The following is a 24,049-nucleotide window of genomic DNA, read 5'->3' as shown; positions in this document are numbered from 1 at the left end:
ATGAACATAAATAAAATTTGCATTCTTGGAGCAGGAACGCTCGGATCAAGAGTTGCCTTACAATCAGCTATTTCCGGCTATCAGGTATCTGTATATGACATTCAACAGAAGAGTCTGGACTTTTCCCTCAAAACAATGGAAAAGATCCTCCGACAATTGGATAAAGCAGGGGAGCTTTCTGAGGAAGCGGGAGAAATGGCATTAAAGCGAATCACATTTACATTGGATCCATTAGAGGCAGTTGAAGATGCTGATTTCATTAATGAAAGTGTCACTGAGAATCCAGAACTTAAGAAAAAAGTATGGAAGCAATTTGGAGAAATCGCACCTGAAAAGACCATTTTCACTACCAACACCTCCTACTTGCTTCCATCCATGTTTTCCAAAGATTCAGGAAGACCGGCTAAATTCTGTGCTTTTCACTTTCATGATGTGTTTTATTCGAGGATAGTAGATATCATGCCTCATCCTGGTACAGATCCTGACTTGATCCCTTTGCTGGAAGTCCTGGGAAGAAAACTGAATCAAGTTCCGGTTTTGGTCAAAAAAGAAAATCCGGGATATATTTTCAATACCATGTTAATGGCTTTGATTGGTGCAGCAGGTAAATTAAAGACTCGTGATGTAGCGGAAATTGAGGATATTGATAAATCTTGGATGGTAAATTTCCATATGCCAATGGGTCCATTTGGGATTTTGGATAGCATAGGACTCGAGACAGCTTGGCATGTCACTCATAATATGCCGGATGCTGCATCTCAGGCTTTTGCGAAACTTTTAAAAACTTACATCGACCAAGGGAAATTGGGTGAAAAAACAGGTGAGGGATTCTATAAGTATCCTAATCCCAGTTATCGAGATCCAAACTTTGCCAAATAAAAGACCTGTAAATCCATCAACAACAAATTGAAAAAGCGAAAGGAAGTCTAAGGCTTCTGATCGCTTTTTTCTTTATAATCCAATGGTAGAAGATCGGCCACTCGCTCCCATGCCATGTAGCCCTCCACCATGATGCCAAAAGGATTTGCATAGCCCCCATTTTCATATAGCTCAAGCGAATCCACTTCAAGCTTCATTATAGAAGTTTGATTGATAGCCTTTTTACCATTCATTATACCAGCATATTCACTGGATTCCTTTTCAAGTTTGTAAAGAATATGCAAATGGAAATCGTAGCTGATCGTCACTTTTCCATCCTCTCCCCGAGTCATTAACGATTCTTCGTCCAATACTTGGCTGTTCAACTGATCCAGAAAACCACCATCCTTGGGAATCCGATCTAGTCTCCGGATTTCAAATCCCTCCTCAGCAACTTTACCTCGATACAGCGCACGGATAAAATGTTGCAAACTTCCCCGATAAGCCTCTTCCCGGTTTTTTTCTATGTTTTTCACCTTTCCCTTTTGTGCCGAGGTATCCTGAATAAATAGTGGATTACCTCCATAAAAAATATATCCTCTCCTTCGGTCAAAACTAAAATCAGTCAAAACATATTCAAGTTGGTACCCAAGATTTGGATTTTTGATTTTCAAAACATCAGCCGCTTTCACATTTAGTATTCCCGGTTGGGATTGATCATCTAATCGAAGATCTTTCTCATTCTGAATAATAGATTTTTTTGCGTTTATAGAGGATCCAAGAAAATACATTTTAAAAATTTCAAGATTCCTATACCAAGCTGGGTCTCGTTCTTCCTCAACTTCAATCAAATCCAATTCATCCTCGAGAGGCAAAAGCATAATTTTATAACCTTGAGGTTTTAACTCAGCTGAATTCAAAGCAAAAGTCAAAGACTCAAATCCTAGCATCCGGACGATCACATCGTAATTACCTTTGGGGATTTCCATAGAAAACTTCCCCTCCTCATCGGCTGTGATACCGAAGGTCGTATTGGTCAAAAAGATGGTTGCGTAAGGAATGGGTTCATTTCGGGAAGCATCGACCACGGACCCCTTAAAGACCCGCTGTCCAAAAACTGAACTTCCTAAAAAAAGAAAAGACAAGAAAAAAACAGTCTTGGTTAATGTCTGAATTTGTCTTGTCTTCACAGGAATAGTATTAAATCAAATTAGCTCTCACTACTAATTATTGTAGGGATGAATTAGCTCTTCTTTTTAGCAAACCTTCCTTTTTTCTTCACTTCAGGCTGATTTTCAATAATTTCGATGGTCTCAGCGTAGGTTAAGCTCTCCGCTTCTTTTCCTTTTGGAATCTTGAAATTGTCTTTTCCCTTCTTAATATACGGCCCCCATCGACCATTCAAAATCTGAATTTCAGGGTCTTCATCAAAGGACTTGATATGCTTTTTAGCATCTGCTTCTCTTTTATCTTTAATGAGTTGTATCGCCTCCTCTTCAGTGATACTCAAAGGATCAAGTTCTTTTCCCAAAGAAACAAACGCTCCATCGTGTCTGATATATGGTCCAAATCTTCCAATAGCCGCAACAATCTTTTTATCCTCAAAATGACCAACATCGCGAGGAAGCTTGAATAATTCCAGGGCATCTTCAAGCGTTATATTCTCGATGAATTGACCTTTTTTCAAGCTTGCAAATTGCTTCTCTTCATCCTCACTGTCTCCTATTTGAACCAAAGGCCCGAATTTTCCCAGTCTAGCAATGATTGGCTTCCCACTCACCGGATGGACTCCAATTTCACGGCTGGAATTGATATCCTGCCTGGAAACCTGCTCCGTATCAGATACACTTTGATGAAATTTCCCATAGAAGGATTCCAACATATCCTGCCAAACCTGACCTCCTGAAGCAATATCATCAAACTCTTTTTCAACTCTTGCTGTAAAGCTAAAATCAATCACATTCGGGAAGTGCTCAACCAGAAAGTCGTTCACTACCATAGCAATATTCGTAGGGAAAAGTTTTTGTTTCTCCGCTCCAGTGGTCTCAGTTTTGGTAGCATCAGAGAATTTACCGTCAGAAATAATCATTTCTACATATTTTCTAGGAACGCCATCTCTGGACTCTTTGATCACATATTCCCTTCTCTGAATAGTAGAAATAGTAGGTGCATAAGTTGAAGGTCTACCAATGCCTAATTCTTCCAATTTCTTTACCAAAGAAGCTTCTGTATATCTTGGTGCAGGTCTTGTAAATGACTCACGCCCTTTCATTTCTTGCAAACTTAAAGATTGACCAATAGTCAAAGGAGGCAGAAGAGCCTTTCCATTTGCTTCGTCTTCTTCAGGTTCGTCATCTGTATCTTCTAAGTATACTTTTAGGAAACCGTCAAACTTGATTACTTCACCGGTTGCAATCAATTTTTGATCTGCATTGGAGATCTTTATGGTAATCGTGGTTTTTTCCAAAGCTGCATCAGCCATTTGAGAAGCGATAGCTCGCTTCCAAATCAACTCATACAATCGCTGTTCGTTTCGCTCACCTGTCACTTCAAAACTTGAAAAGTCTGTAGGTCGAATAGCTTCGTGAGCTTCCTGTGCTCCTTCTGACTTGGTGGTAAATTTTCGTGACTTGTGATATTGCTCTCCAAAAGAATTGACGATGGCATTTTTTGCAGAACTCATCGCATCATCGGATAAGTTTACACTATCCGTTCTCATGTAGGTTATTTTTCCCGCTTCATAAAGCTTTTGAGCTACAGACATCGTTTGTGCCACAGAGAAATATAGCTTTCTACTTGCTTCTTGCTGTAGAGTTGATGTCGTAAAAGGTGCTGCTGGTGTCTTTTTAGTAGGTTTTTTCTCCAGGTTTTCGACTGAAAACTCAGCAGACAAACAATTTTTTAGAAATTCTTCCGCCTCAGCTTTAGTTTCAAATTTTTTAGGCAATTCCGCCTGAAAAGTTTTTCCTTCTACCTCGAAAATTGCAGTGATTCGAAAGCTTGACTTTGATTTATGCTGCTCGATTTCTCGTTCTCTTTCCACGATTAAGCGCACAGCTACGGACTGCACACGCCCAGCAGATAGACCAGTTTTAATCTTTTTCCAAAGTATAGGGGAAAGTTCAAAGCCAACCAATCGGTCTAAAATTCTTCGAGCTTGTTGGGCATTTACCAAATCATAATCGATAGATCTCGGATTTTCGATTGCTTTAGTGATCGCATTTTTAGTAATCTCCCGAAAAACAATCCGCTTTGTATTTTCATCCTTCAGCTTCAACACCTCTTTCAAATGCCAGGAAATGGCTTCCCCCTCACGGTCGTCGTCACTCGCCAGATAGATTGTCTCTGCATCTTTGACTAAATTTTTGAGATTTTTGATTACCTCTTTTTTGTCCGCAGTGACTTCATATGTCGGATTAAACCTGTTTTTAATATCAATAGCTTTATCTCCTTTTGGAAGATCACGCACATGACCGTAGCTGGAAGCTACTTTATAATCTTTGCCGAGGTAACCTTCAATAGTTTTTGCTTTTGCAGGTGACTCGACGATAACAAGGTTTTTTGACATAAAAATTGATTTTTTAAAGGGTTCATCCCCTTATTCGATGTGCTAAAAATAGAGGGCATTGTTTTCTCGTCCAAATTAATCCTTTTTATCTCCCTTTATTTGGAAGGATTTTTGAACTATAAATCAAGATTTCTCAAGTTAAAAGACACAATAAATGAAACAGTTATTCTTATTGAGGCACGGCGAAGCAAGTTTTTCTCAAGGTTTGGATTTCGAAAGACAACTCACATCTAGAGGGAGAGAAAAAGTTTTTAGACTAGGACAAACGCTAAAATCCAAAGGAGTATCTCTGGATTTCATGTTTTGCTCCGAAGCTCAACGAACTCAGGAGACCGCTGAATTAATTGAAAAATCGATTGTAATCAAGAACTCGCAGACCACAAAAAAAATCTATCAAGGAGATTTGAATACACTGATTTCATTATTGGAAAAAACACCAAAAGATGTTGACACTTGTCTTTTGGTTGGTCATAATCCAACGATCAGTCTTTTACTTTCCAATATTACAGGCTCAGCTTATTTAGGACTTCAACCCGGAATGATGGCTATAATTAATCTAGAAGTCCAAGAGTGGAACATGATTGGACACTCAACGGGAACGCTCCGGGAAATTTTAGAATAATATTTCCCGGAGTCCCTGAAAATTTAAAAATCTGTATCCGGACTTGTCAAATCAAGCTTTTTGATCCAGATATTTCGATAGCGTACATCATGTCCTTCAGCCTGAAGTTTCAATCCACCTGGTCTATCGGTAATTCCTTTTCCACCGTCATTACCTCCATCCAGTCCAGAATTGGGTCCACCCCAAACCTGTGAAATCTCTTTGTCCTCATGGATTTTTACACCATTGAAATAAACAGTTGCACGAGGTTTTTCAACTAGTTTTCCATCCTCAAAACGGGCTGCTCTAAAAACGATGTCATAAGCATTCCATTTTCCGACTCCATTATATTCTTCCGAAGTTGGCAAATGCTCATTAATCAGAGCCGCCATCCCATGAAGACCATAGTCTCCATCTAGAATCTGTACTTCGTATCTATTTTGAAGGTAAACCCCACTATTTCCACCTTCCTCCATAATCAGGAACTCAACATGAGCGCGAAAATCTTTAAACTCATCTTTGGTCACTATGTCAGCGGCTCCGTATTTTCCCCCAGCACCGGCCGGGTCAATACTTGAAATGGCTTTTCCGCCATCTACCGGGTCGGTTACTTCTGGCCATTTTATAGGCATCTCTGCCGAGAATCTTGGACCTTCCCAGTAAATCCAGTTTTTTTCAAGAGACTTTTTAGATCCATCCAGATAAACTTTTGCCCCTTTCTCGGGCTTTTGACCTACTCCAGTCTGAGCTTGTAAGCTCGAGAGAGTAAGAAATGACATCGATGCTAGGATCAACAAAGAAGAAAATTTGGCTTTCATAGGTATTGGGTTTTGGTTTTATTTGTGGAATTTGAACTTACATAGAAATATCAAATTTCAATTTGGTTAATTTTAAATGAAATAAAATCATTTATTACATGAAATGGGAAGGTAAAAAACAAAGCTCAAATGTAGAGGACCGTAGGGGTAAATCTTCAGGAGGTATGGGAGGCGGAGGATTAAATCCAATGATGCTGGGATATCTGGTCAAGCTTTTATTTTCCAAGACTGGATTAATAATCGTCGGAATCATTGCTGTTTTTTCTTTCGCCACAGGAACGAATCCGCTGACCTTTATAGGAAGTATTTTAGGTGGAGGAGCTCAAAGTTTCACCACGGAAACCAATTATACTCCAACAGCTGAAGAAGATGAACTGGCAGAATTCAGTGCCACAATTTTGGGTGATACTGAGGTGATCTGGAATCGATTGATTGATAATTATAGAGAACCAACCTTGGTATTATTTACAGGATCCGTCTCTTCTGCCTGCGGAAACGCATCAGCTGCAACAGGACCTTTCTATTGTCCAGGAGATGAAAAGCTTTACATCGATTTGAGCTTTTTTGAAGAAATGGAACAAAGATTAAATGCTCCGGGAGATTTTGCACAAGCCTATGTAATCGCTCACGAAGTAGGACACCATATTCAAAAAATTCTGGGAATCACCGAGGAAATGGATCGCCTTCGAGGGCAAGTGAGTCAAAAAGAATACAATCAATATTCTGTAAAGCTAGAGCTTCAAGCAGATTTTCTGGCGGGTGTCTGGGCTCATCACAGCCAGCAACTCAGTGGCTGGCTTGAGCGAGGGGACCTCGAAGAAGCTTTGAATGCGGCAAATGCCATAGGAGACGATAGACTCCAAAAACAATCAACCGGAAGAGTGGTGCCTGACTCTTTCACCCATGGCACTTCTGCTCAGCGCATGAAGTGGTTTAGAAAAGGGTTTGATACGGGAGATTTGAAACAAGGAGACACATTTAGTGCGGCCGATCTCTAGATCGATTCCAGTATTCGGATTTGATCAGCTTGAAATTTTGGGAAAAATTGCCTTAGGATATAATATGTCTCTGGAATTCTAGGGACGCTCTCTAGCCTGGAAATCAAATCCCCTTTTTCATCCAGATCTTTTATAAAACCAAATTTAGTGAGTACTCCCCTGTCAAATACGCAATACGCTTTTTCTGATTTTTCCCTGCCTTCAAATTCCAATAAAATCTCTTTTTGGCTGATTTTGATTTGGTTTAGAAAGGAGTTGACTTTCTGATTATAGGACACATGATCTTCCTCATTTTTACAAGCTCCGCTACATTGTTGTTCACTTTCTTGGCTGCAACTGACTTTTCTTAAACCGCTCAGTTTGGGACAAAGCTGGAAATTCACCATCGCTTCTTTCAGAAAAAGGGTCGCTTCCTCCAAGGAAAAAAAAGATTCTACAGGCTGAAGATGTCTGGTCACTTTCGAGATTTGGAACCGACCATACCCACTTCCATCTTCATAGTGAAAAAGCCCCCACATCGTTTTCGGAAGTTTCAAAGCGGAATTATATTCTGGCCATAATCGCTTGATTTCCAAAACCTCCATCAATAAAGCCAAAAATTCAGTTCCACTCAATTTCCATTGTAAGTCCACCACTTCAGCTTTTAATTTTTGTTTCAGGTGAGGCAATACATTTCCAGAAAAATGATTTTTAAACCGTTCCCTGATGTTAACAGCCTTACCCACGTAAATCACTTTCCCTTTTTCATTTAACATGTAATAGATCCCACACTGGTCTGGGATTTCTTTGAATTTTGAATTCGGAAAATTTGGAGGAAGAAATGTCTCTCCAGAATTTTTCTTCAAAGATTGTAGCACAATGTCGGGAGCCTGCTTGATCATACGATCAAAAAGAATAGCGGTAGCCATAGCATCCCCCATAGCCCGATGCCTTGCTGTAATAGGGATTTTTTGATTTTCACAAATCCTACCCAAACTGTAAGATTTCAAGCCTGGAAACACTTTTCTACTTAACCTCACCGTGCAAAGTTTTGGAGATTTGAGATCTTTTCCCTCCTTTAAAAATGCCTCACGGATAAAACCAAAGTCGAAATTTACTGAATGGGCAATGAAGACCCGATCCTTCAATAATTCCCATAATTCAGCCTGAATATCCTGAAACTTTGGTTCGTGCCGAACCATAAAATCATCGATTCCAGTCAATCCGGTAATATATGTGGGTATCACCATCTCCGGATTCAAGAGGGTTTGGTATTCCTGAATGATTTTTTCTCCATCATGAATTACCACCGCAATTTCTGTAATCCCCCCTCCTTTTGGATTTCCTCCAGCAGTCTCTATATCGACAATCGCATATTCCATGGTTCAAATTAAACGATTCATCTGTTTATATATATTTATTTGTCATCGAATGTCGGAACAATAGCAGACTAAGCTTAAAGGGAGAAGTAGTATGATTTACCTCGATTATTTCGAGAGGGATTTTATTTTCTGATTCAAATTTTAAACCGTTTATCCCTTTTTGCAACTTTGTTTCATTTTTATTGGTATAAAGAAATATTGAATCCTATTTTTGCTTCGTGAACTTCATCAAACAGGTATTTGTCCTTTTCATTTTTGTCCTATCCCTTTCTCAGGGAATGGCTCAGAACTGCAATCTTGGGATTCGCGGGAAGGTAATTCATTTGGAAAATAATGAACCTATAGAATCTGCCTACATCTGGATCAATGAAGTGGAGCGAGGAGAAATCACAGACCAGGATGGAAACTTCGTTATCAGAAATTTATGTCCGGGTAACTACACTATAAAAATTCAATTCCTTGGTCACAAAGAAATCTTAGACACCATATCACTCAATTCTAATTCATTCAACAAAACCTATAGAATGGAAGAAGAATCCCTTGATCTGGTTGGTGTAGAGATTCATGGACATCGAGATGCTGTTCAGACTACTACTGCCCTGACTGCTTTATATGGAGATGAACTTCTTGCCGCACGAGGTGAAAATCTGGGTGAAAGTTTAAAGCGAATTGCCGGGGTGACTACTTTTTCTACAGGGAATACAATTTCTAAGCCTGTTATTCATGGAATGCACAGCAACCGAATCATGATTTTAAATAATGGAATCAGACTGGAAGGGCAACAATGGGGAGCTGAGCACGCACCGGAAATTGATCCTTTTCTTGCAGATGAAATCACTGTTGTGAAAGGAGCAGAAACAGTAAGATATGGCCCTGAGGCAATGGGTGGCGTCATTTTAGTAAATCCCGCTCCTTTGGCTACCAAGAAATCTCGAAAAACAGAATTAAATCTCCTTGGAGGTACAAATAGTAAAATGGGGAATATTTCAATCACCCATAGTGGGGGATCTGGAAAAATAAATGGTTTAGGTTATCGCGTTCAAGCATCCGCCAAACGTGCAGGAAACGTGAAATCACCTGATTATTACCAGGATAATACAGGAATGAGCGAACTTAATTTTTCCGGGGCTTTGGGATATTCCAGTACAAAATTGGGAGTTGAAACCTATTACAGTTTTTTCAATACTTCGATAGGAATCCTAAGAGATGCGCATACTGGAAACTTAAGTGATCTCGAAGAAATCATTCAAAATGGTCGGCCTTTTACCAATGCTGATTTCACATATGAGATTAACAATCCCAAGCAAGTCGTTTCCCACCATTTGGCAAAGTTAAAATCTCATTATCACCTTTCAGAAAACTGGAAACTAAATGCCCAATATGGTTTTCAGCTTAATCTTAGAGAAGAATATGATAGAAGAAGAGGTGATCTGAATGATAAGCCAAGTTTAGATCTAAAGCTGTATACCAATACGTTTGACCTTTTTGTTGACCACACCCATCGAAATGAATTCAGTGGGACATGGGGGGTAAATCTGATTCAACAAGCCAATTCAAATGTCCCAGGCACTGGAGTAACTCCGTTGATTCCAAACTATGACATGGTGAATGTGGGATTCTATTTGATGGAAAAATATTCAAAAGGACCTTTAGAGGTTGAAGCAGGACTTCGATATGACCTCAGGAATGTTCAGACTGCGAGATTTATTCAAAATGAACTTCAGGAAGCTGACCTGAATTATCAAAATTTCTCTGCATTCATCGGTGGCCTTTTCCAAATTAATCCAAGATTATCATTTAGCTCTAACCTAGGATCGGCTTGGAGACCTCCAAATGTGAATGAATTATTCAGTCAAGGACTTCACCATGGTGCAGCCGCAGTTGAAATCGGAGATTCGGAATTGAATTCCGAAAAATCATTCAAATGGGTGAATGAATTTGAATATGATCATAACAACCTCCATTTGGAAGTAACTGGATACGCCAATCAAATCAACAACTACATTTACCTTAATCCAACAGGTGAAACTGTGGTAAGCTTAAGAGGCACATTCAATGTGTATGAATATCTTCAGGCAAATGCGTTTTTCTACGGGTTTGATTTTGCAGGAAGTTATGAGTTTACAGAAAAAATAAGTGCTTATGCAAAAGGCTCTATAATCAGGGCAAAGAATACTGACGAGAATAATTATTTCCCATTTATTCCTTCAGATCGAATGGATTGGGGATTTGCCTATGATTTTGACTCCGGAAATGGAAAAATGAATAAGGTGACCTTAAGCAATATTTTGGTAGCTCAACAAACTCGAGAGCCAGACTTTGACATTGCACCAGCACCTCCGGCATATGCACTGTTTAATTTGGCTTATCAAAAACAAGTTCAAGTTCATTCCAATAAGCTAAATCTTGGTATACAAGTCCAAAATGTATTCAACACATCCTATAAAGAGTACATGAACCGGTTTAGATACTTCACAGATGATATGGGAAGAAATATTCTATTGAAAATCAACTATCAATTCTAATAAATACAACTATGTTCAATTCAAAAAAAAATCTAGTCTACACAATGGCTTTACTAGCTTTGTCATTTACTGCTTGTGAAAGTGATGATCCTGTAATTGAAAACGACGGAGAAGTAATTACTGATGTGATTCTGAACTTCCAAGAATTAGATGCCACAGGAAATCTTGTAGGAGCTGTGACTACTTTTAGCGCATCGGATCCACAGGGAATAGAAGTCGGTGCTACCCCCACCATTGATGATGTAACTTTGACTAAAGGAAAAACTTATCAACTCAACATAGAAGTTAGAAATTCCATTGAGAATGAGGACATCACTGAGGAAATTTTAGAGGAAGCTGATGAGCATCAATTCTTCTTTTTAGGTACAGCTTTCGTAGGTTCACCGGTTTTAACTTACCAATATGATGACCTTTCTGGTGAATTAATTGGAGTGCAAGGTATTGTGACTGTAGCTGCCAGCCCGGGATTCAATACTGCCAATATGAGAATTGTACTTAGACATGATTTGGACAAAAACTTCCCAGGAGCAACCAATCCTAGCTTCGAGAATTTTGTACAAGCGGGAGGAGAAAGTGACCTTGATATTACTTTCCCTCTGATTCTGAATTAATCAACAACTCAAATCCACAAAAAAAGGCAACCAATTGGTTGCCTTTAATTTTTTAAATCTATTCTGTCTTAGTAAGAATTTCCACAAACAGCAATTTTAGAACGGTCGAAACCTTCTGCATTTGTTTGATTCATCCCTACATTTCCTGATACTAATATAACCTGATATTCAGGACCATCAGCTGCTAAATGGATTTTAACATGGCCGTCAAAGGTTTTCATTTTTTCAAAATCCAACTTAGTACCGTCTGACAATTCACTCAAAACAGTTTTGCTGCTGAGTGTTGCTGAGTTTACTGGCTGAAGAACAGCTGCTATGACTGCTTCTGGTTGCTCGTAGTTTCCGAAATGCAAGTGAGTGGGGAAGCTGGTAGCCTCATTACCCGTTGCACCCAACAATTTTATATTAAATTCCAATCTTCCATCAACCATTTCAATTATTTCCAAAGTCCCGGAATAATTGAAGTCACTGGACTGAAATAGCTGATATTCAATTTTATTGTTTGTAAGTTCAACAGGATCAGAATCGGTGCAAGCCGTAAATCCAAGCAAAATCACAAATCCAAAGATTAACTTTCTCATATTTCTAGTGTTTAACTTCTAAACGGACAAAATTCTGTTTCTGTTCCTCAAGGTTACATTAAATATAAATCTTTTCAATTTATCCCCCGCTATCCTTCCAATTTCGGAAGTGGGGAATTTGAAAATCTATGAAACACTTCTCGCAGCTAATCACCGAACTTGACCAAAGCAACAAAACCAATGATAAGTTGGCCGCTTTGGAAACATTTTTTTCAAATGCGAGGGATGAGGATAAAGTTTGGGCGATTGCACTATTTACACATCGAAGACCTAAGCGCCAAGTGACTACTCGTCAGTTGCGTGAATGGTGTATAGAACTATCGGAAATCCCCGAATGGCTTTTTGATGAATCCTATCAGGCGGTGGGCGACCTAGCAGAAACAATAGCTCTTCTTCTACCCCACCCAAAATCGAAAGAGGAAATCGGATTAGATGATTGGATCCATAGGCTGATTGAACTCAAGGATCTTTCTGAGGAAGAGAAAAAATGGATGATTCAGGATTCTTGGAATAAATTAACCAAAGAGGAATGCTTTATTTTCAACAAAATTCTGACCGGAGGCTTTAGAATCGGAGTCAGTCAAAATCTGATTTCGAGAGCCCTAGCAATTCACCTTAAGAAAGAAAAATCTTTTGTAGCCCATGCCTTGATGGGGAATTGGGATCCGATATCAACCAGCTTTGAAAAGCTATTTGATTCAGATTCGGCACAAGAGGATTTATCAAAACCATATCCTTTCTTTTTGGCACATGCCCTGGAAAAAGAAGTCGAAGCACTTGATGCGCCTGATAATTGGCAGGTAGAATGGAAATGGGATGGGATTCGGGGGCAATTGATTCGAAGAAATGGGGAAACATTTATCTGGAGCCGTGGGGAAGAATTAGTAACCGATAAGTTTCCAGAGTTGGCTGATCTAGGTAATAGTTTGCCTGATGGAACCGTTTTGGATGGTGAGATTTTATGCTTCGCAAATGGAAGTCCCCTTCCCTTCAATCTGCTTCAAACTCGAATTGGCAGGAAAAATGTCAGTAAAAAAATTCTTATAGAAGCTCCTGTAAGCCTTTTAGTATATGATTTATTGGAGTTTGAAGGAAAAGATATCCGTAATCAACCTTTAGAGGAAAGGCGAATAAAACTTGAATCTTTATTTAAATTCATTGAACATCCAAATTTTGAATTGTCGACTCCTGTCAAAGCAAACAGTTGGGAGGAGTACTCGATGCTCAGAGAAGAATCCAGAAACTATTTCGTAGAAGGTTTTATGCTTAAGCGGAAGGATTCATACTATGAAACCGGAAGAAAAAGAGGAAGTTGGTGGAAATGGAAAATTGACCCTTTGACAATAGATGGCGTGATGCTTTATGCTCAAAAAGGGCATGGAAGACGAGCCGATCTTTACAGTGATTATACATTTGCTGTTTGGGATGGTGATCTCCTAGTTCCATTTGCCAAAGCTTACTCAGGACTGAACGATGCTGAAATGAAGGAAGTCGATGCATTTGTCAAGAAAAACACCAAGGAACGATTTGGACCGGTTCGAACGGTGAATCCGGAATTGGTATTTGAAATTGCATTTGAGGGAATCCAAGACAGTCCTCGTCACAAAAGTGGGATCGCATTAAGATTTCCCCGAATTTCGCGGTGGAGAAAAGACAAACCCAAAGAAGAGGCCAATTCTTTAGCTGATCTGAAAGATCTTTTGAAGTTGTATGGAGGAAAATAGACTTAAAATCGGTCTTACTTATTTCGAAGAAAAAGGCTGGAAACCTTTTCCTTTTCAAATTCAGACTTGGAATGATTTTCTGGATGGTAAATCCGGCTTGCTCAATGCACCAACGGGTTCTGGAAAAACCTTTGCACTTTGGTTTCCAGTGATTTTAGAATACATTCAAAATAATCCAACGACTTGGAAAAAGCCCCAAAATAACGGGATTCAACTCATTTGGGTGACGCCACTGAGAGCTTTGGCCCAAGATATTCAGCTTGCAATGCAGGAAGTCTGTACAGTCATTGGCTTACCTTGGACCGTCGCAGTGCGAAATGGGGACACAGACGCAAAGACCAGAGCTGCTCTGAAAAGAAGGCCCCCTGAGTGCCTGATAACTACTCCTGAAACACTTCATATTCTAATCTCTCAAAAGGATCATCTCAAGCTTTTCTCCAACATTCAAACCATCGTCGTAGATGAGTGGCACGAACTCGTCGGTAACAAACGCGGTGTACAGGTACAATTGGCTTTGGAATACATTCAATCTATCTGTCCCACAAACTTCCGACGTTGGGCTGTTTCTGCAACTTTGGGGAATATTGAAGAAGCTGCAAAAACACTTCTCGGGAATGACCTTCCTGTTCATATTGTCAAAGCCGAAATTGAAAAAGAGATTATCCTCCATTCAGTTTTTCCAGAGGAAATCGAAAAATATCCTTGGGCTGGCCACCTTGGAATTCGAATGCTGGAAAAAGTCATTCCAATCATTGAATCAGGAAAAACGGTACTTCTATTCACTAACACGCGCTCTCAGACAGAGATTTGGTATCAAAAAATCCTTGAAGCTAAACCCGAATGGGCCGGTTGGATTGCGATGCATCATGGATCGCTCGATATGTCTGTGCGCTCTTGGGTAGAACAATCCCTTCATGAAGGCCGGTTGAAACTGGTCGTTTGTACCTCAAGTTTGGATTTGGGAGTCGATTTTAGACCTGTCGATCGTGTGATTCAAATCGGTAGCCCAAAAGGGGTTTCAAGGTTTATCCAGCGTGCGGGAAGGGCTGGTCACCAGCCTGGCTTGCCGTCTGAGATATTTTTTGTTCCGACTAATGCTCTAGAACTGATTGAAGCTGCTGCGCTTCGCGATGCGATAGAAAAAGGAGAAATGGAATCTCAATACCCTCCTGTTTTAACCTATGACGTATTTATTCAATTTTTGGTGACATTGGCTGTAGGAGAAGGTTTTGTTGCAGATCATGCATTTGAAGTTGCGAAAAGAACCCGGACTTTTTCAAACCTCACTAAAGAGGAGATGAATTGGATGCTTGATTTTATCACCAAAGGAGGCAATTCTCTGGGAAGCTATGAGGATTTTCTAAAAGTGAACTTGGACGAAGATGGTAAATACCGTGTAACCAATAAAAGGATTGCGATGAAACATCGACTTTCAATGGGAACTATCGTTTCGGATGCAATGCTAAAAATTCGCTTCAAAAACGGAACCTTTCTAGGGACAGTTGAAGAGTATTTTATTTCAAAAATGAAATTAGGCGATCGATTCTTTTTTGCGGGGAGAAGTTTGGAATTGCTTCAGGTAAAGGATATGAATGCTTATGTGAAAGTATCTGAGAAAAAAACCAGCAATGTGGTCAGTTGGATGGGCGCTCGAATGTCACTCTCTTCTAAACTTGCGGAAAAGATTCGAGAACTTTTGGAAGCTTACAATCAGGGCATTTGTGATTCAGAAGAGATCAGAAAGGTTTTACCGATTTTAGATTTACAAAAGCGATTATCGATTGTTCCAAACCGAGATACTTTTTTAATCGAGTCGCACAGGTCTTCACAAGGTTATCACCTCTTTTTTTATCCTTTTGAGGGATTGATGATGCATGAATTGATGAGTGCTTTGATCGCCTACCGCATCAGTGTCAGCTACCCGGTTTCACTTAATATGGCCATGAATGATTATGGATTTGAAATCTTGTCAGACAGTCCGATTCCTATTGAAGAGTTGCTGGAGGAAGATCTCTTTTCGATGCAAAATCTGCGGGAAGATTTAATGCACTGTGTGAATGAAAGTGAGATGACTAGAAGGAAATTCAGGGAGATCGCGAGTATTTCCGGTCTGGTTTTTCAAGGTTATCCAGGAAAACCTACCACTTTTAAGCATATTCAAGCCAATTCAAGCCTCCTATTTCAAGTATTTGAAACCTATGATCCAGATAACCTTTTGCTTAAACAAGCACATCAGGAGGCGTTAAACAGTCAAGTGGAGCAGGATAAATTTATTCTGGCAATGGAAAAGCTGAATCAACAAAAAATTGATGTGCGTCATCCAGTTCAGTTCACACCATTTTCATTCCCGATTATGGTGGATCGATTGAACAGGACGTCTATTTCCTCTGAAAGTATTGAAGACCGAGTTGCAAAGATTCAGGCGCAGTTTTCGATTTTGGATTAAGCCTATTTTGCCTTAATCCAGATAAAATTTTCGGTATCCTGCTGGTAAAAAACAACTAATCCTGGTTTTACCTCTTGATAATTATTTGCAAAAGAAGAGTAAGCTACCTCTTGATGTTTCGTCCAATTGAGTCCGCCATCCATAGTCGTGACGAATGTATTGGAACATGGACCATTAAAGAGACAGCCTTCATTGAGAAGAATTCCTGATCCCTTATTCTCATCTGTAGTTAATACAAAAACCCTTTTCGGACTTAGTTCCTTTGGGGTTTGATTTAGCCCTTCTACAATCAAAGTTTGATTAAACTGAATATCAAAATATCGATTCTGTGCTACGGGATAAAATCCACCGGATATTCCCGGAGTACCCGAAGTAAATTTATCCCAAGAATTGCCACCATCAATTGTACGATATTCTGCTCCGGAGAAAGACAATATGAAGCCAAGATCTTTAGTCTTCCAGAGAATTTTTTGAGCAGCGATTCCCGTTAAATCTACCTCAAGATTTGGTATCCAAGTTTTACCAGCATCGGAGGTCTTGAATAATTGATACAGCCATTGTTCATTTTTCCAGTAAAATCCCAAGGCAAATCCTTCATTTTTTGACGTGAAACTTAATTCAGTTAAAATCAAATTTCCCAACGGTGATTCTACCCAATTCATGCCTCGATCCTCAGTTTTGAAAAGCTTCATTGTCTTTTCGCCTAAAGAATTTACTTGATCAAGACCATACCAAATATGATTCTCATCGAAAGCAGAAAAGCTCGAATAAAGATCAGGCTGAAAAAAAGAAGTGATTGCATCGAATGACTTTCCTCCATCTGTAGTTTTCAAAACATAATTCCCAAAAGAAAACCCAACTTTATCCGTCAAAAAATCAAAGTCCTTAACATTCACCAGAAATGGAGAATCAGTCTCGAGAATCTCCCAGTCTGTACTTTCAGAAATTCTTTTTTCTGAATCACCATCGAGTGAACAGCTCGATAATACAAAAAGAAGGAAAAATAATTTTCGTTTCATATTCAGAAAAATCATTTAACTAAAATTACATTAAATTTTTATTTCTTTACTAATTCAGGAATTAATAAAAGAGAAAAATTGCACCCTTTTTGCGTCTATATCTCTTCTTCGGGAGTTTCATTAAAATTTGCTACCGGTTTACATCCAAATAATTAGCCGGTCGAATGCTATCAGTGCGATCATAGAGATAGTTCCACTTTGTCATATACTCATCTGCGGGAAGAAATTCATCTTTTCGTTCTGTCAACTTTCGCCCAAGTATCTTTTCCATTGCCTTTTGTAAAGAATCAAATTTTGGATTTTCAACAAGATTATCCATTTGATAAGGGTCAATTTGATTGTCATATAAAAGCCAAGGACCTTTTAGGTCTTTGACATATGTATAGCGATTGGTCCTTATCCCCCGAAACTCCCTTCCTCCATTCTGAAACTGCCACTCATGAAATGGCACTGGAAGCATGATTAAAGCCGCTTCATTTTCAATATCGTTTCCGGAAATCAAATTTCGTGAAAAATCCTTTCCTTCTACGGTTTCAGGAATAGCTATTCCGCTTAAACCCAAAAGAGTTGGAAGCAAATCAGGCGTATTGATTGGATTCGATATATTCCTTGAGGAAGTACCGAGTTTGGAAGGGAAACGTATTAACAATGGAACCTTAATTGACTCATCATAAGGACGTTGTTTTTTTAAAGCTCCTTTGGAAAGCAACATATCTCCGTGTTCTGAGGTAAAGACGAAAATGGTATTTTCTGCTAAGTCAGCCTGATCAATTTCGTCCAATAATCTTCCCAAGGCAGAATCCAAAGCCGTGATATGAGCATAGTAATTTGCAATTACTCGCTTGGCACTATCCTGCAAGGCAAGTGGGACATTGGGCCTGAGTTTAATTTTTTTCCAATCATAGCGATCCTTAAATTCCTGTGGAGCTGTAGGATAAGGATCGTGCGGCGGCCCCCAAGACATCACCAATACAAATGGGTTGTCTTTATTTCTTTGAATATAGCTGATGGCACTATCGGTTTGGGCAAATGCATCATACCCTGTCCAAAATTGCTTTTGATCATTCTCATCAAAATAAAAGGAATTATTGTAATCATGAGTTACCTCCCTGACTTTCCAGTAATCAAAACCTTGTCTCCGTTCTTTGGGTACAGGTTGATTGCGTCCACTAAATGGATCAGTACCACGGACATGCCCATTGAGATGCCATTTACCGATATAACCAGTCTGATAGCCCGCATTCTTAAAGATTTTTCCCAGAGATATAGCATCTGTAGAAAGAGGTTTATCATTGTAAAATACGCCATGAGTTAATGGAAATTGCCCGGTAAGGAAACTGGCTCTCCAAGGCGCACAGACCGCCATAACTGTGATAGCATTTTCAAAAATCAGGCTTTCTGATGCAAGTCTATCCAAATTAGGAGTGATCACATCAGGATTACCAGCATATCCCGTTGCCTCAGCTCTCCATTGGTCAGCGAGAATAAAAACCAGATTTGGCTTTGGTGGGTGTTCAGAATCCAACTCAATTTGAGAATCTTGCTTTTGGGAGCAAGCAAAAAAAACAGTGAAAAGGGCAAGGATAAATAATGCGTGTGTTTTCATTTTTCAAACAAGAATAAACCCTATTTCAATGAAAATCAGAAAAAAATCATCATGCTCCATCCTGATTTCAGGATGGAGACAATGAATTTAAGATAAGCCTATAAAGAGAAATTAATTCGCTCTCCAGAAAAACGGTGTAAAAAGAATCAGAATCGTGAATAATTCAAGTCTTCCCAAAAGCATTATCAGGGAAAGGAAAATTTTAGCTCCCGGCGAAAAGAATGCAAAATTGTCAACAGGCCCGACTTTACCAATTCCAGGACCTACATTCCCCAAGCTGGTTGCCACTGCTCCAAAAGAAGTCATCAGATCATATCCCATAATAGAGAGCACCAATGATCCCATTACGAAAGTCAGTAGATAGATCAAAAGGAAATTCATGATATGAGTAATGATTCTTCCGGTTACCCGATCTCCATTTATCATTAAAGGAACGATTGCTCTAGGGTGAACTAATCGCTTGAATTCCAGCCATGAATTTTTAATAAAAGTCAGATGTCTCACAAACTTTATTCCCCCTGCAGTGGAACCCGCAGAGCCTCCAATAAACAAAAGCATAAAGCAAATGAATGTCACCCCCTCACCATATTGGGTGTAATCATCCGTGACAAATCCAGTAGTGGTAATAATAGAAACGACTTGAAATAAGGACTTTCTGAAAGCTAATTCATTTGAGACTCCACCACTGGCCATGATAGGATAGTAAAGCACTAAGGCTATCGCTATTAAGGAAAATGCATAGGTTTTAAATTCATCACTTTGAAGAACTATTTTAAATTTACCAACTAGCCCAAAGTAAATAACGGTAAAGTTCGTGCCTGCAAGAAACATGAAAAAGATTGCCGTGTATTGGATAAAAGCAGAATCATAGAAAGCCAAACTATTATTTTTGGTAGAAAACCCACCGGTTGCAAGTGTAGTCAATGCATGATTGATTGCATCAAAAAAGGTCATTCCTCCAGCCCAGTAAAGGAGCATTGCAGCGATTGTCAACCCTACATATACATACCATAAGCGCTTCGCTGTCTCGGAGATTCTCGGATGAACTTTATCCGAAGTAGGTCCTGGAGATTCTGCAACAAAAAGCTCAATACCTCCAATTCCCAAAAGTGGGAAAATAGCGACAGTAAGCACGATGATCCCCAAACCACCTATCCACTGAGTCATACTCCGCCAAAAAAGTAATCCCTTCGGCATGGCCTCAATATCAGTTAAAATGGATGCTCCTGTAGTTGTGAGGCCGGACATCGTTTCAAATAATGCATCCGCAAAACCGGTAATCTCCTTACTCAAAATATATGGAAGCATCCCAAAACCAGCCATGAATAGCCAGCTAATTGCCACAATAAGGTATCCTTCTCGCTTCCGGATATTTTGATCTTGTTTCGAAAATGAAAGAAATAATACAACCCCAATGATCATGGCAATGACTGAGGACGTCAAAACCGGCCAAGGATCCTCTCCATAATGGATTGAGAAACCAATCCCAGGGAGCATCAAAAGTGCAATGAGCACCAAGAGTGCTCCCATGATTTTACCGATTGCTTTAAAATGGATCATGCCTTAATGAAAAATTTTCTCCAATGCAGTCTTGGCGTCTGGAAGAGCAAAAACAATTGCTTTGTCATTTAAGGCTAACTGGAAGTCTCCATCTGGAATCAATACTTCCTCACCGCGAATTACACCTGCTATGATCGCAGAATCCGGAAAATGAAGATCCCGAAGTGGGTTTTTGATCACCCGGTTATTCTTACAGATCGAATATTGGATAAACTCAGCATCAACCCCATAAATTCCAGATACAGCATCAACTGAGCCTTTCTTGAGATATCTTGAAATCTCATTCGCTGCTACCAGTTTTTTATTTATCAATGAATCGACTCCAATACTATGGGAAATATGAATGTATTCACGCGTATCTACGTGGGCGATGGTTTTATAAACCCCGTGATTTTTTGCAGAAAGACTGGTAATGATGTTGGTCTCCGAAGATTCAGTCAATGCCAAAAAAGCATCCATTTGTTCCAATCCTTCTTCAATCAGCAATTCAATGTTTTTATAATCCCCATTGATAACAAGACTATTTTTCAGATTTTCAGCCAGCCACTTACACCTTTCTTTGTCTTTGTTGACCAGAGTGACTCGGTATTTCCCTTCCAGTCTCAAGGCAGTAGTCAGAGCCATGTCATCACCACCAATAATCATGATGTTCTTGACTTCTACTTTCTTTTGCCCGAGAATCTCCAAAATGTTTTCTGTGTTTTTCTTGTTAGACACAAAGAAAACGTGATCCATGTTTCGGATGATCGTACTTCCCCTTGGGATAATGGTCTTTTGATCTCTTAGAATCGCAATGATCCGGATATCTTCAAAAATCGGATTCGACTTTGTATCCATAATCCGCTGATTAACAAGAGGATTACTCTGATCAAGTGTTACCCCAACGATATTTAATTTTCCACCTCCAAAATCAAAAATCTCCGTAAAACTTGAGTTTTCGATCATGTTATAAATCTCCCTGCTACAGAGCATGGTGGGAGAAATTAAATTATCTATTCCAAGATTATTGAAGTAGGCAAGATTATCCGCCTCCAGATAGGAGTGATTCCTCACTCTCGCCATCACACGTTTCGCACCTAATTGCTTAGCAAGAAGTGCAGTAACGATATTGGTTTTTTCGGAAGTCGTAACAGCCAAAACCATACTTGCATTTTCGACATTTGCACGTTGGAGAACTTCAAATGAAGTTGCATCTCCTTGCACAGTCAAAACATCAAGTTTGGAGGAAACATAATCTAGGACTTCGCGATCTGTATCGATCAAGATGATATCCTTATTATCGTAACTTAATTGTGTCGCCAGATGGTAACCCATATCTCCAGCTCCAGCAATCACTATATTCATCCCCATAGAGGTAGTTCAGGTGATTTTAGATGCTGCAAAAATAATATCTTTCACGTTGGGAATCAGAATTCAAGCAATTTCTTTTGCACAGATTCACCTATTCAATCAAAAATATCCCTTTCTAACTCCTTTTTTTATGAAAATTTAGAGAGTTTTAGTTTTTATTCATCCAAAAGTGTCGAAGAGGCTTTTTCAGGTAATTCCTGAATATCTTTTAATTTGCGCTGAATCGCCCTGGTTCTGGCTCCCACCAATTTGTCTAATTCTGAATTTGCTTCTCCTAATTTTTTCTGCGTTCGTTCAATCAATTCCCCAAATTTCCCGAATTCTGTTTTTACAGCTCCAAGTACTTGCCATACTTCAGAACTTCTCTTTTGGATCGCCAGGGTTCTGAAACCCATTTGGAGACTATTCAAAATCGCAGATAATGTGGTTGGGCCAGTCACGATTACTTTATAGGTCGTTTGAATCTCTTGAGCAAGACCCGGCTCACGCAGAATTTCTGCATATAAACTTTCCACGGGAAGAAAAAGAATCGCAAAATCTGTGGTGTAAGGCGGATGAATATATTTGGATTGTATATCAGCTGCGGCCTTTCGAACTGCTTTGAATAACTCCGCACGGCTAGCATCAATGGTGGTTTTAGAAGCAATTTCATAAGCATCAACCAGTCTGAGATAGGATTCTTGAGGAAACTTGGCATCGATCGGCAGCAATACTGAATCGTCTTGACCGGGCATTTTGACTGCAAACTCCACTCGCTCCCGACTTCCATTGCCTACAGAGGCGTTGACAATAAATTGATCCGGACTTAGTAGGTTCTCCAAAATTGCCTGAAGCTGGTATTCACCCAAAACTCCTCGACTTTTCACATTGGTTAATACGCGCTTTAGATCCCCTACCCCATTTGCAAGACTCTGCATCTCTCCTAGCCCTTTTTGAACGGCTTGCAGCTGGTTGCTTACCATCTCAAAAGATTGCCCTAATCGGGTTTCCAATGTCTTTTGAAGCTTTTCATCAACGGTTTCCCTAATTTTCTCCAATCTCAGCTCAGTACTTTTCATCAATTCCTCCTGACGACGGTTGAGCTCAGAAAACTTTTCCCGCTGAAGATTATTAAAATCCTGTACATTCTGTCTAAAAACCTCACCAAATGATTTTAAAGCCTCATTTTGATCTTTTGAGCTCGCACGAAGGAAATTAAAAACAAGCTGAAATTGGTTAGTCAGGTTTTCATTGGACTCTTTTCTGGTTTGGGCCAAAGCTGAATCCAGTTCTTTTGACATCCGGGCTAACTCCTGCACTAAAAGCTCCTTTTCATTTCCGGATTTCCTCCGGAAAATCAGAAATAGAAGTAATACAAGTTGTAATCCAATTACAAGGTAAAGGAGAATTTCAATCGGCATAAGTCACAAAATTTGGAGCTTCAAGATAGTCCTTGCGAATCTCCACACCTAAAAACGAAAGATATTCAGCGACAGATTCCGTCGGAATTTCTTCCATTGGAACATGGCCTGCCCCAGGGAAAATAATCAAATTGGATCCTGGAATAGCTTTTTCCAAAATATACCCTTGTCTCACTGGAATCCAAGAATCCTTTTCCCCCCAAAGAATCAGCGTAGGCATGGTCAATCTTGAAAAATCAACGTCAGAATCTCGGGGGCCAGTCAATCGATCCAAAGTTGCTTTTCGATTTCCCTCACGGAGCATCAGCTCATAATATCGCTCCAAGGTCTGCTCATTAATCTTTGATTCATCTCCATAAACCTGCTTCATATTCATGGCAAAAAGGAATTTTGGAGTACACTTTAAAAGCAGTTTTGAAAAAATCGGATTCCTCGCAACACGAAAAATCAAAGCCCCGCCGCTCGAATTTGATCGAATCGTAGAGTCAGGCAGATCTCTCACAGGAATTGACGGAGCTCCTGAGGCATCAATTAGATTTAAACTGATTATTCGATCCGGATGGGTTGAAGCTATTTGCAAAGCAACCGCACCACCCATCGAGTTACCAGCCAGATGGTATTTTTCCAGATTTAATTTTTCCATCAATCGAATCACGAGTTGGCTATAATCCCGAATACTGTAGCGTTTTTCGGGATCTGGGCCGGTAAGTCCATGACCTGGGAAATCCAACGAAATAGTCATAAAATAAGGGCTGAGATCCTCCTGCCAAGCTTCCCAAGTATGAAGTGAAGCAAAACTTCCATGAAGCAATACAATTGGAACCCCTTCTCCCATAAATCGAACATGAACATTAACACCATCTACCTCCACAAAGTGGGATTGGGGAGTCTGGTATTTTTTCTCTATTTCATCGACGGGAATATCACTCCGATAGATCAGCATGAGAAAGAAAATACAAGACAGGATGATAACTGCTATAGTTTTGAAGATTCGTCTAGTCCAATTCATATAGTGCAATAGGT

General features: G+C 39.6%; 18 protein-coding genes. 7 read left to right on the top strand and 11 right to left on the bottom strand.

Features of this window, described 5'->3' with window-relative positions:
- Positions 1-879, top strand: coding sequence for a 3-hydroxyacyl-CoA dehydrogenase (locus P8O16_RS14420; RefSeq protein WP_300316144.1), 879 nt, complete (start codon positions 1-3; stop codon positions 877-879).
- A 47-nt stretch (positions 880-926) separates the two neighbouring features.
- Here the strand turns inward: P8O16_RS14420 and P8O16_RS14415 are convergent, their stop codons facing one another.
- Positions 927-2,048: a carboxypeptidase-like regulatory domain-containing protein gene (locus P8O16_RS14415; protein ID WP_300316143.1), complete on the bottom strand. Its 1,122-nt coding sequence runs from the start codon at positions 2,046-2,048 to the stop codon at positions 927-929.
- Between the two features lie 53 nt (positions 2,049-2,101).
- Entirely contained in the window at positions 2,102-4,426 is a 2,325-nt protein-coding gene (gene topA, locus P8O16_RS14410) for a type I DNA topoisomerase (protein ID WP_300316142.1), read from the bottom strand.
- 154 nt (positions 4,427-4,580) lie between these two features.
- Here topA and P8O16_RS14405 point away from each other — a divergent pair, with 154 nt between their 5' ends.
- A complete protein-coding gene (locus P8O16_RS14405; protein ID WP_300316141.1) occupies positions 4,581-5,048 on the top strand; it encodes a histidine phosphatase family protein in 468 nt (155 codons plus the stop codon).
- A gap of 23 nt (positions 5,049-5,071) precedes the next feature.
- Here the strand turns inward: P8O16_RS14405 and P8O16_RS14400 are convergent, their stop codons facing one another.
- Complete coding sequence (locus P8O16_RS14400; RefSeq protein WP_300316140.1) at positions 5,072-5,845, bottom strand: DUF1080 domain-containing protein; 774 nt, start codon at positions 5,843-5,845, stop codon at positions 5,072-5,074.
- A gap of 98 nt (positions 5,846-5,943) precedes the next feature.
- On the opposite strand from P8O16_RS14400, the gene P8O16_RS14395 reads away from it, so the two are divergent.
- Entirely contained in the window at positions 5,944-6,843 is a 900-nt protein-coding gene (locus P8O16_RS14395; RefSeq protein WP_300316139.1) for a neutral zinc metallopeptidase, read from the top strand.
- Here P8O16_RS14395 and P8O16_RS14390 read toward each other — a convergent pair.
- A complete protein-coding gene (locus tag P8O16_RS14390; RefSeq protein WP_300316138.1) occupies positions 6,840-8,204 on the bottom strand; it encodes an exonuclease domain-containing protein in 1,365 nt (454 codons plus the stop codon). The genes P8O16_RS14395 and P8O16_RS14390 overlap by 4 nt on opposite strands.
- A 218-nt stretch (positions 8,205-8,422) precedes the next feature.
- Here P8O16_RS14390 and P8O16_RS14385 point away from each other — a divergent pair, with 218 nt between their 5' ends.
- Positions 8,423-10,729, top strand: coding sequence for a TonB-dependent receptor (locus P8O16_RS14385; protein WP_300316137.1), 2,307 nt, complete (start codon positions 8,423-8,425; stop codon positions 10,727-10,729).
- A gap of 44 nt (positions 10,730-10,773) precedes the next feature.
- Entirely contained in the window at positions 10,774-11,340 is a 567-nt protein-coding gene (locus tag P8O16_RS14380; protein WP_300316136.1) for a hypothetical protein, read from the top strand.
- A 68-nt stretch (positions 11,341-11,408) separates the two neighbouring features.
- On the opposite strand, the gene P8O16_RS14375 is transcribed toward P8O16_RS14380, so the two are convergent.
- On the bottom strand, positions 11,409-11,921 hold the full coding sequence (locus P8O16_RS14375) for a hypothetical protein (protein WP_300316135.1): 513 nt from the start codon (positions 11,919-11,921) through the stop codon (positions 11,409-11,411).
- A 128-nt stretch (positions 11,922-12,049) separates the two neighbouring features.
- On the opposite strand from P8O16_RS14375, the gene P8O16_RS14370 reads away from it, so the two are divergent.
- Both P8O16_RS14370 and P8O16_RS14365 read left to right on the top strand, forming a co-directional pair.
- Entirely contained in the window at positions 12,050-13,645 is a 1,596-nt protein-coding gene (locus P8O16_RS14370; protein WP_300316134.1) for an ATP-dependent DNA ligase, read from the top strand.
- Complete coding sequence (locus P8O16_RS14365; RefSeq protein WP_300316133.1) at positions 13,632-16,091, top strand: ligase-associated DNA damage response DEXH box helicase; 2,460 nt, start codon at positions 13,632-13,634, stop codon at positions 16,089-16,091. The genes P8O16_RS14370 and P8O16_RS14365 overlap by 14 nt, the downstream gene beginning before the upstream one ends.
- A gap of 2 nt (positions 16,092-16,093) precedes the next feature.
- On the opposite strand, the gene P8O16_RS14360 is transcribed toward P8O16_RS14365, so the two are convergent.
- From P8O16_RS14360 to P8O16_RS14335, 6 genes are all read right to left on the bottom strand, one after another.
- Entirely contained in the window at positions 16,094-17,110 is a 1,017-nt protein-coding gene (locus tag P8O16_RS14360) for a hypothetical protein (RefSeq protein WP_300316132.1), read from the bottom strand.
- Between the two features lie 130 nt (positions 17,111-17,240).
- Entirely contained in the window at positions 17,241-18,716 is a 1,476-nt protein-coding gene (locus P8O16_RS14355) for a sulfatase (RefSeq protein ID WP_300316131.1), read from the bottom strand.
- A gap of 111 nt (positions 18,717-18,827) precedes the next feature.
- Positions 18,828-20,276 (bottom strand): TrkH family potassium uptake protein, encoded by a 1,449-nt coding sequence (locus P8O16_RS14350; RefSeq protein WP_300316130.1) that lies wholly within the window; start codon positions 20,274-20,276, stop codon positions 18,828-18,830.
- A gap of 3 nt (positions 20,277-20,279) precedes the next feature.
- Positions 20,280-21,626 carry a Trk system potassium transporter TrkA gene (gene trkA / locus P8O16_RS14345; protein ID WP_300316129.1) on the bottom strand — a complete coding sequence of 449 codons (1,347 nt, stop codon included), beginning with the start codon at positions 21,624-21,626 and terminating at the stop codon, positions 20,280-20,282.
- A 155-nt stretch (positions 21,627-21,781) separates the two neighbouring features.
- Positions 21,782-23,026 carry a DNA recombination protein RmuC gene (locus P8O16_RS14340; RefSeq protein ID WP_300316128.1) on the bottom strand — a complete coding sequence of 415 codons (1,245 nt, stop codon included), beginning with the start codon at positions 23,024-23,026 and terminating at the stop codon, positions 21,782-21,784.
- Entirely contained in the window at positions 23,016-24,035 is a 1,020-nt protein-coding gene (locus P8O16_RS14335; RefSeq protein WP_300316127.1) for an alpha/beta hydrolase, read from the bottom strand. The genes P8O16_RS14340 and P8O16_RS14335 overlap by 11 nt, the downstream gene beginning before the upstream one ends.
- Positions 24,036-24,049 lie beyond the last annotated feature (14 nt).

This window comes from Algoriphagus sp., assembly GCF_029254265.1.
Classification (GTDB): Bacteria; Bacteroidota; Bacteroidia; order Cytophagales; family Cyclobacteriaceae; genus Algoriphagus.
Note: the sequence above shows the minus strand (reverse complement) of the source record. Positions and strands in the feature narration are given on the sequence as shown.

Bases quoted from the DNA above. Each gene is read 5' to 3' on its own strand.
- P8O16_RS14420 (WP_300316144.1), top strand. From the start codon at position 1: ATGAACATAAATAAAATTTGCATTCTTGGAGCAGGAACGCTCGGATCA.
- topA (WP_300316142.1), bottom strand. From the start codon at position 4,426: ATGTCAAAAAACCTTGTTATCGTCGAGTCACCTGCAAAAGCAAAAACT.
- P8O16_RS14405 (WP_300316141.1), top strand. From the start codon at position 4,581: ATGAAACAGTTATTCTTATTGAGGCACGGCGAAGCAAGTTTTTCTCAA.
- P8O16_RS14400 (WP_300316140.1), bottom strand. From the start codon at position 5,845: ATGAAAGCCAAATTTTCTTCTTTGTTGATCCTAGCATCGATGTCATTT.
- P8O16_RS14395 (WP_300316139.1), top strand. From the start codon at position 5,944: ATGAAATGGGAAGGTAAAAAACAAAGCTCAAATGTAGAGGACCGTAGG.
- P8O16_RS14390 (WP_300316138.1), bottom strand. From the start codon at position 8,204: ATGGAATATGCGATTGTCGATATAGAGACTGCTGGAGGAAATCCAAAA.
- P8O16_RS14380 (WP_300316136.1), top strand. From the start codon at position 10,774: ATGGCTTTACTAGCTTTGTCATTTACTGCTTGTGAAAGTGATGATCCT.
- P8O16_RS14375 (WP_300316135.1), bottom strand. From the start codon at position 11,921: ATGAGAAAGTTAATCTTTGGATTTGTGATTTTGCTTGGATTTACGGCT.
- P8O16_RS14370 (WP_300316134.1), top strand. From the start codon at position 12,050: ATGAAACACTTCTCGCAGCTAATCACCGAACTTGACCAAAGCAACAAA.
- P8O16_RS14365 (WP_300316133.1), top strand. From the start codon at position 13,632: ATGGAGGAAAATAGACTTAAAATCGGTCTTACTTATTTCGAAGAAAAA.
- P8O16_RS14360 (WP_300316132.1), bottom strand. From the start codon at position 17,110: ATGAAACGAAAATTATTTTTCCTTCTTTTTGTATTATCGAGCTGTTCA.
- P8O16_RS14355 (WP_300316131.1), bottom strand. From the start codon at position 18,716: ATGAAAACACACGCATTATTTATCCTTGCCCTTTTCACTGTTTTTTTT.
- P8O16_RS14350 (WP_300316130.1), bottom strand. From the start codon at position 20,276: ATGATCCATTTTAAAGCAATCGGTAAAATCATGGGAGCACTCTTGGTG.
- trkA (WP_300316129.1), bottom strand. From the start codon at position 21,626: ATGGGGATGAATATAGTGATTGCTGGAGCTGGAGATATGGGTTACCAT.
- P8O16_RS14340 (WP_300316128.1), bottom strand. From the start codon at position 23,026: ATGCCGATTGAAATTCTCCTTTACCTTGTAATTGGATTACAACTTGTA.
- P8O16_RS14335 (WP_300316127.1), bottom strand. From the start codon at position 24,035: ATGAATTGGACTAGACGAATCTTCAAAACTATAGCAGTTATCATCCTG.